The organism is Planomonospora algeriensis, from assembly GCF_977012225.1.
Genome location: NZ_CDRNDK010000394.1, coordinates 1 through 5,984 on the forward strand (window position 1 = coordinate 1; position 5,984 = coordinate 5,984).

Here is a 5,984-nt window from a genome sequence, read left to right on the forward strand (position 1 = left end):
AGCACCGGTTCTGGTTCATGTGGGACGACCTGGTCCGCGGCGCCATCGGCGCGGTGGTCCTGATCGACACCCGCCGCCTGGCCGACGGCTTCCCGGCGATCGACTACTTCGAGGAGGCCAAGCTCCCCTTCGTGGTCGGCATCAACGGCTGGGAGGGGCAGTTCCCGCACTCGGAGGACGAGGTGCGGGAGGCCCTGGCGCTCGCCCCGCACGTCCCCATCGTGCGCACCGACGCCCGCTCCCGCGACTCGGTGAAGAGCACGCTCATCACGCTGGTCGAGCACGTCCTGCGGGTGCGCGCCGCCTACGGCATGTCGGTCTGACGCATCGAGGCCCCGGCCGGTACGGCTCCCGCGGAGCCGTACCGGCTCTTCGGCGTCTTCCGGGCGGCCGGGGGCTCAGCCGCCGTGGCGGTGGAACTCCACGGGCTCGGGGGGGCAGGGGGGGCGGCGCCGAGGATCAGGTCGGCGGCCTTCTCGGCGAGCATCATCACCGGGGCGTAGATGTTGCCGTTGGTGATGTACGGCATGGCCGAGGCGTCCACCACGCGCAGGCCCTCCACCCCGTGGACCCGCATCGTCGCCGGGTCCACCACGGACATCTCGTCGGTGCCCATCCGGCAGGTGCACGAGGGGTGCAGGGCGGTCTCGCCGTCGCGGGCGACCCAGTCGAGGATCTGCTCGTCGCTCCGCACGGCCGGGCCGGGGGAGATCTCGCCCCCGTCGAAGGGGGCGAAGGCCGGCTGGGAGAGGATCTCCCGGGCCTTGCGGACCGCCTCGACCCACTCGCGGCGGTCGGCGGCGGTGGACAGGTAGTTGAACCGGAGGGCCGGCTTGACGCGGGGGTCGGCGGACCTGATCCGCACGCTGCCGCGCGCATCGGAGTACATCGGGCCGACGTGGACCTGGTAGCCGTGGCCGGTCGCCGGGGCCGAGCCGTCGTAGCGGATCGCGATCGGCAGGAAGTGGAACATCAGGTTCGGGTAGACGACGTCGTCGTTGGAGCGGATGAACCCGCCGGCCTCGAAGTGGTTGCTCGCCCCCGGGCCCGAGCGGCGCAGCAGCCAGTCCGCGCCGATGAACGGCCGCCGCCACCAGGCCAGGGCCGGCGCCATGGAGACGGGCCGCAGGCAGGCGTGCTGGATGTAGACCTCCAGGTGGTCCTGGAGGTTCTCGCCCACGCCCGGCAGGTGGTGCACGACCTCGATGCCGAGCCCCTTCAGCAGTCCGGCGTCGCCCACGCCGGACAGCTGGAGCAGCTGCGGGGAGTTGACCGCCCCGCCGCACAGGATCACCTCGCCCGCGCGGACCCGCTTGCCGTCGAACTCGACGCCGACCGCCCGGTTCCCCTGGAAGACGACCTTCGAGACGTGGGCGCGGGTCCGCACGGTGAGGTTGGGGCGGTCCAGCACCGGGTGCAGGTAGGCCCGGGCGGCGCTGAGCCGGCGGCCCCGGTGCAGGTTGCGGTCGAAGGCGGCGAAGCCCTCCTGGCGGTAGCCGTTCACGTCGTCGGTGAGCGCGTGGCCCGCCTGCCGTACCGCCGCGAAGAACGCGTCGTACAGCGGGCCCTTCGCCGGGCCGCGCTCCAGGACGAGCGGGCCGCCGTGCCCGCGGAACGGGGTCCCGGGGTCGGCCAGGCAGTTCTCCATGCGCTTGAAATACGGCAGGCAGTGGGCGTAGTCCCAGTCCCCCATCCCCGGGTCGGCCGCCCACCGCTCGTAGTCCAGCGGGTTGCCGCGCTGGAAGATCATGCCGTTGATGCTGCTGGAGCCGCCGAGGACCTTGCCGCGGGCGTGGTAGACGCGGCGGCCGTGCATGTGCGGCTCGGGCTCGGACTCGTAGCGCCAGTCGTAGAAGCGGCTGCCGATGGGGAACATCAGCGCGGCCGGCATGTGGATGAACACGTCCCACCGGTGGTCGGGACGGCCCGCCTCCAGGACCAGCACGCGCACCGACGGGTCGGCGCTCAGCCGGTTCGCCAGGGCGGAGCCGGCCGATCCGCCGCCGACGATGACGAAGTCGTAGCTCACCGCGGCATCCAGTCCTTCCAGACGATCCTGTTGGCGTCGACCCAGGCGCGGGCCGCCTCCTCGGCGGACATGCCGCCCTCGGTCATGTCGCGGGCGACGGCGTTCTGGTGCTCGTTGGTCCAGGAGAAGTTCCGGACCAGCTCGTAGGCCTTTCCGCCGGTGTCGGCGAACCGCCTGCTGACGATTTTGTCGAGCAGATAGGGCGGATAGTCGCAGGCGACCTTCTTCGCGTCGGCGTCGCAGCCGATCGCATAGGGGGGGAGATTGACCTTGACCAGTTTCACCTGGGTGAACAGCCACTGCGGTTCGTAGAAATACATCAGCAGCGGTTCGCGCCGCTCGGTCGCGCGCCGGGCGGCCTTTATCAGGGCGTCCTCGCTGCCCGAGTAGACGACCTTGTAGTCGAGGTCGAGATTGCGCACCAGGGCCTCGTCATTGGTGACGTAGGACGGGTCCCCGTCGAGGATCTGGCCCAGGTTCCCCGTCCTCGCGGTCCGGAAGAGCGGCGCGTACTTGTCGAGGTTCCGCCAGTCGGTGATGTCCGGGTGCTCCTCGGCCATCCACTGCGGGACGTACCAGCCGATGATGCCCTTGTTGCCGTTCCGGCCGGCGGAGACCGCGACCTTCTTCTCCTCGATGTAGGTCTTCTTCTCGGCCTCGCGCCCCCAGTTCTCGACGATGACGTCGACCGTGCCCTTCTCGAAGGCCTCCCATGACTGGGCCTCGGTCAGCTCCACCTCCTGAACCTCGTAGCCGAGCTCGCGCTTCAGCAGGAGCGCGAGGACCGCGGCGCTGGCCCGGTAGCCGGCCCAGTCGTTGATCGCGATCCGCACGGTTCCGCCGGTCCGCTCCGGGGCGGCCTCCTGCGCGCTGCACGAGGTGAGCAGGAGCAGCACCGCGAGCCCGGCGGCGGGAACCGTACGCCGCCGCCCGCCCGGCGGGACGTTCTTGCCTCTGATGTCAAGCCTCATGTCGACCTCCGCGACTCGGGCCCGGCGGAGCGGCGGGACCGCTCCGCCGGGCCGGACCCGCCTACTGCGGGATCCAGGCGGCCCAGACCGACGGGTTGGCCTCGACCCACTTCTTGGCCGCCTCCGCGGCGGACATGCCGTTGCCGATGATGTCGTTGGCGACGGCGTTCTGGTGCTCGTTGGTCCAGGAGAAGTTCTTGACCAGCTCGTAGGCCTTGCCGCCGGTGTCGGCGAACCTCTTGCTCACGATCTTGTCGAGGTCCAGCTCGGCGTAGTCGCAGGCGACCTTCTTGGGGTCGGCGTCGCAGCCCTCGGTGTACGGGGGCAGGTTCACCCGGGCCAGCTCGACCTTGCTGAACAGCCAGTGCGGGTCCCAGAAGTAGAACAGCAGCGGCTTCTTCTGCCGCTGCGCCTGGGTGGCGGACTCGATCAGCGCCGCCTCGCTGCCGCCGACGACCACCTTGTAGTCCAGCTTGAGGTTCTTGATGATCGCCTCCTCGTTGCTCACGTAGGAGGGGTCGCCGAAGAGCAGCTGGCCCTTGCCGCCCGACTCGGAGGTCTTGAACAGGTGGGTGTACTTGTTCAGGTTCTTGTAGTCGGTGATGCCGGGGTACTCGTCGGTCATCCATTTGGGGATGTACCAGCCGATGACGCCCTTGTTACCGGTGGAGCCCGCCTCGACGGCGACCTTCTTCTCCTCGATGAAGGTCTTCTTCAGGTCCTCGTGGCCCCAGTTCTCCACGATGACGTCGACGTCACCGGTCTCGAAGCCCTCCCAGGAGACCTGTTCGGCGAGCTCCTTCTTCTCGACCGTGTAGCCGAGCTTCTCCTCCAGCAGGTGGGCGATGACCGCGGCGCTGGCCTCGTAGCCCGCCCACGGATTGACGGCGATCCTCACGGTGCCGCCCGCGGCGGGCGCCGACGATCCCGCCGCGCCCGCGGACGGCTGCGCCGGACTGGCGCCGGTCTCCACGGTGGCCCCGCCGCAGCCCGCTGCGGCGAGTCCGAGTGTGAGCACACCGGCGAGCAGTCGGATCCTGGTTCCGATCCTCATGCGATCCTCTTCTTCTTCCAGGTTCTCTTCAGGTGGACGTGCGGGTGAGCGGGCGCCGCCCGGCGCCCTGGGTGATCCGGTCGAGCGTGATCCCGAGCAGCACCGTGGCCACTCCGGCGGCGAAGCCCATGCCGAAGTCGGAGCGCTGGGAGAACCCGGAGACGACGTCGTAGCCGAGTCCGCCCGCGCCGACCAGCCCGCCGACCACGACCATGGCGAGCGTCATGACGATCCCCTGGTTGGCGGCGAGCAGGATGGCGGGCCGGGCCATCGGGAGCCGTACCTTCCACAGCAGCTGCCGCTCGGTGGAACCGCACGACAGCGCGGCCTCGACCGCGGCCGGGGCCACGTTCCCGATGCCCTCCGCGACCAGGCGGGCCACCGCGGGCACCGCGTAGACCACCGAGGCGAAGATCGCGGTGAACCGGGTCGCGCCGAACAGCGCGAGCGCGGGCAGCAGGTAGACGAAGGCGGGCAGGGTCTGCGCGGCGTCGAGCAGCGGCCGCTGCACGGCGGCGAACCGGGGCGAGCGGGCCGCCGCCACGCCGAGCAGCAGGCCGGCGAGCAGGGTCAGCGCCACCGCCACCAGCACGGTGGTGAGCGTCTCCATGGTGTGCTGCCAGAGTCCCAGCAGGGCCGTGGCGAGCAGGCAGCCCGTGGCGACGGCCGCGGGCCGGGCCCGCCGGTCCGCCACCCGATCGCGAGCACGACCGCCGCGACCAGCCACCAGGGCGCCTCGGTGAGCACGGTCTGCAGCGGGTTGAGCAGCCCCTCGGCGACGGCGCCCCGACCGCCTGGGTCAGGCCGTACCAGGAGGTCTTCGCCCAGTCCACGGCGTCGTTCACCGGGCCGGCGAAGTCGAGCGCCCACGCGCCGGGGAACTCCGCGGGCAGCAGGCGGCCCAGCAGGATCCCGGTGGCCGCCAGCACGCCGCGGCCGCCCACCGCGACCGGGTGACGGCGGGCGCCGCCCCGGGCTCCAGGGCCTCCTCGTGCGGCGGGCGCGCCGCGGCGGTGGTCACCCGGTCGAGCACGACCGCCATGACGACGATGGCCAGGCCCGCCGGGAGCATCAGGCCCACGTTCGCCCGCGACAGCCCCCGGATGACGTCCGAGCCGAGGCCCGGGGCGGCGATCAGCGCCGCGATCACCACCATGGACAGCGCCATCATGATGGTCTGGCCGGCCGCCAGGCCGATGGTGCCGCGGGCCAGCGGGAGGCGGACCCCGCGCAGGGTCTGCGCGCGTGTCGCGCCCAGCGACTCCGAGGCCTCCACCGCGGCGGGGGAGACCCGCTCGACGGCGAGCGCGGTGATCCGGATCGCCGGGGGGATCGCGTAGACCATCGTGGCGACGGTGGCGGCGGCCGGGCCGATCTGGAAGAGCAGCACCATCGGCGCCAGATAGGCGAACGTCGGCATGATCTGCATGACGTCGAGGACCGGGGTGAGCAGGCGGCGCAGCCGCGGGGACAGGCCCGCCCAGACCCCCAGGGGCAGGCCGACCGCCAGGGAGAGCAGGACGGCCGCGAGCACGAGCGCGAGCGTGTCGACGCTCGCCTGCCACACCCCCAGGACCCCGAACGCGCCGAACCCGGCCACGGCGAGCAGCCCGGTGCGCGCGCCGCCCGCGAGCCAGCCGAGCGCGCCCGCGCACCCGGCCAGACCGGCCCAGCCCAGGCCGTGCAGGACCAGGTGGAGCAGGTCGTGGACGCCGCCGACGCCGAGCCGTACGTAGTTGACGAGGAACAGGAAGAACGGGCTCCGGTTGCGCTCGGCGTCCGCCCAGGCCCGCAGGTCGGCGACGATCCGGAACGGGGCGGCGTCGTCGTCGTGCGGGAGGGTCGCGGTGCCCTGGAAGGCGGCGTAGGCGGCGTAGGAGGCGACCGCCAGGACCGCCGCGGCGAGCGCCGGCGCCCAGCGGGGCACCCG

General features: G+C 71.9%; 6 protein-coding genes. 1 reads left to right on the plus strand and 5 read right to left on the minus strand.

Annotated elements, in window-relative coordinates:
• On the plus strand, nt 1-323 hold a 323-nt coding region (locus ACWJ6R_RS28405), incomplete at its 5' end, for a GTP-binding protein (protein ID WP_449065166.1).
• Here the strand turns inward: ACWJ6R_RS28405 and betA are convergent.
• The 5 genes from betA to ACWJ6R_RS28430 form a co-directional block, all read right to left on the minus strand.
• Complete coding sequence (gene betA, locus ACWJ6R_RS28410; protein WP_449065167.1) at nt 305-2,029, minus strand: choline dehydrogenase; 1,725 nt, start codon at nt 2,027-2,029, stop codon at nt 305-307. The genes ACWJ6R_RS28405 and betA overlap by 19 nt on opposite strands.
• The gene (locus ACWJ6R_RS28415; RefSeq protein WP_449065168.1) at nt 2,026-3,000 is read right to left on the minus strand and encodes an ABC transporter substrate-binding protein; all 975 of its coding nucleotides are present in this window, start codon (nt 2,998-3,000) and stop codon (nt 2,026-2,028) included. The genes betA and ACWJ6R_RS28415 overlap by 4 nt, the downstream gene beginning before the upstream one ends.
• A 61-nt stretch (nt 3,001-3,061) precedes the next feature.
• Nucleotides 3,062-4,054, minus strand: coding sequence for an ABC transporter substrate-binding protein (locus ACWJ6R_RS28420; RefSeq protein WP_449065169.1), 993 nt, complete (start codon nt 4,052-4,054; stop codon nt 3,062-3,064).
• Between the two features lie 28 nt (nt 4,055-4,082).
• A complete protein-coding gene (locus ACWJ6R_RS28425; protein ID WP_449065170.1) occupies nt 4,083-4,748 on the minus strand; it encodes an ABC transporter permease in 666 nt (221 codons plus the stop codon).
• Between the two features lie 147 nt (nt 4,749-4,895).
• A partial coding sequence (locus ACWJ6R_RS28430; RefSeq protein ID WP_449065171.1) for an ABC transporter permease occupies nt 4,896-5,984 on the minus strand: 1,089 nt, incomplete at its 5' end.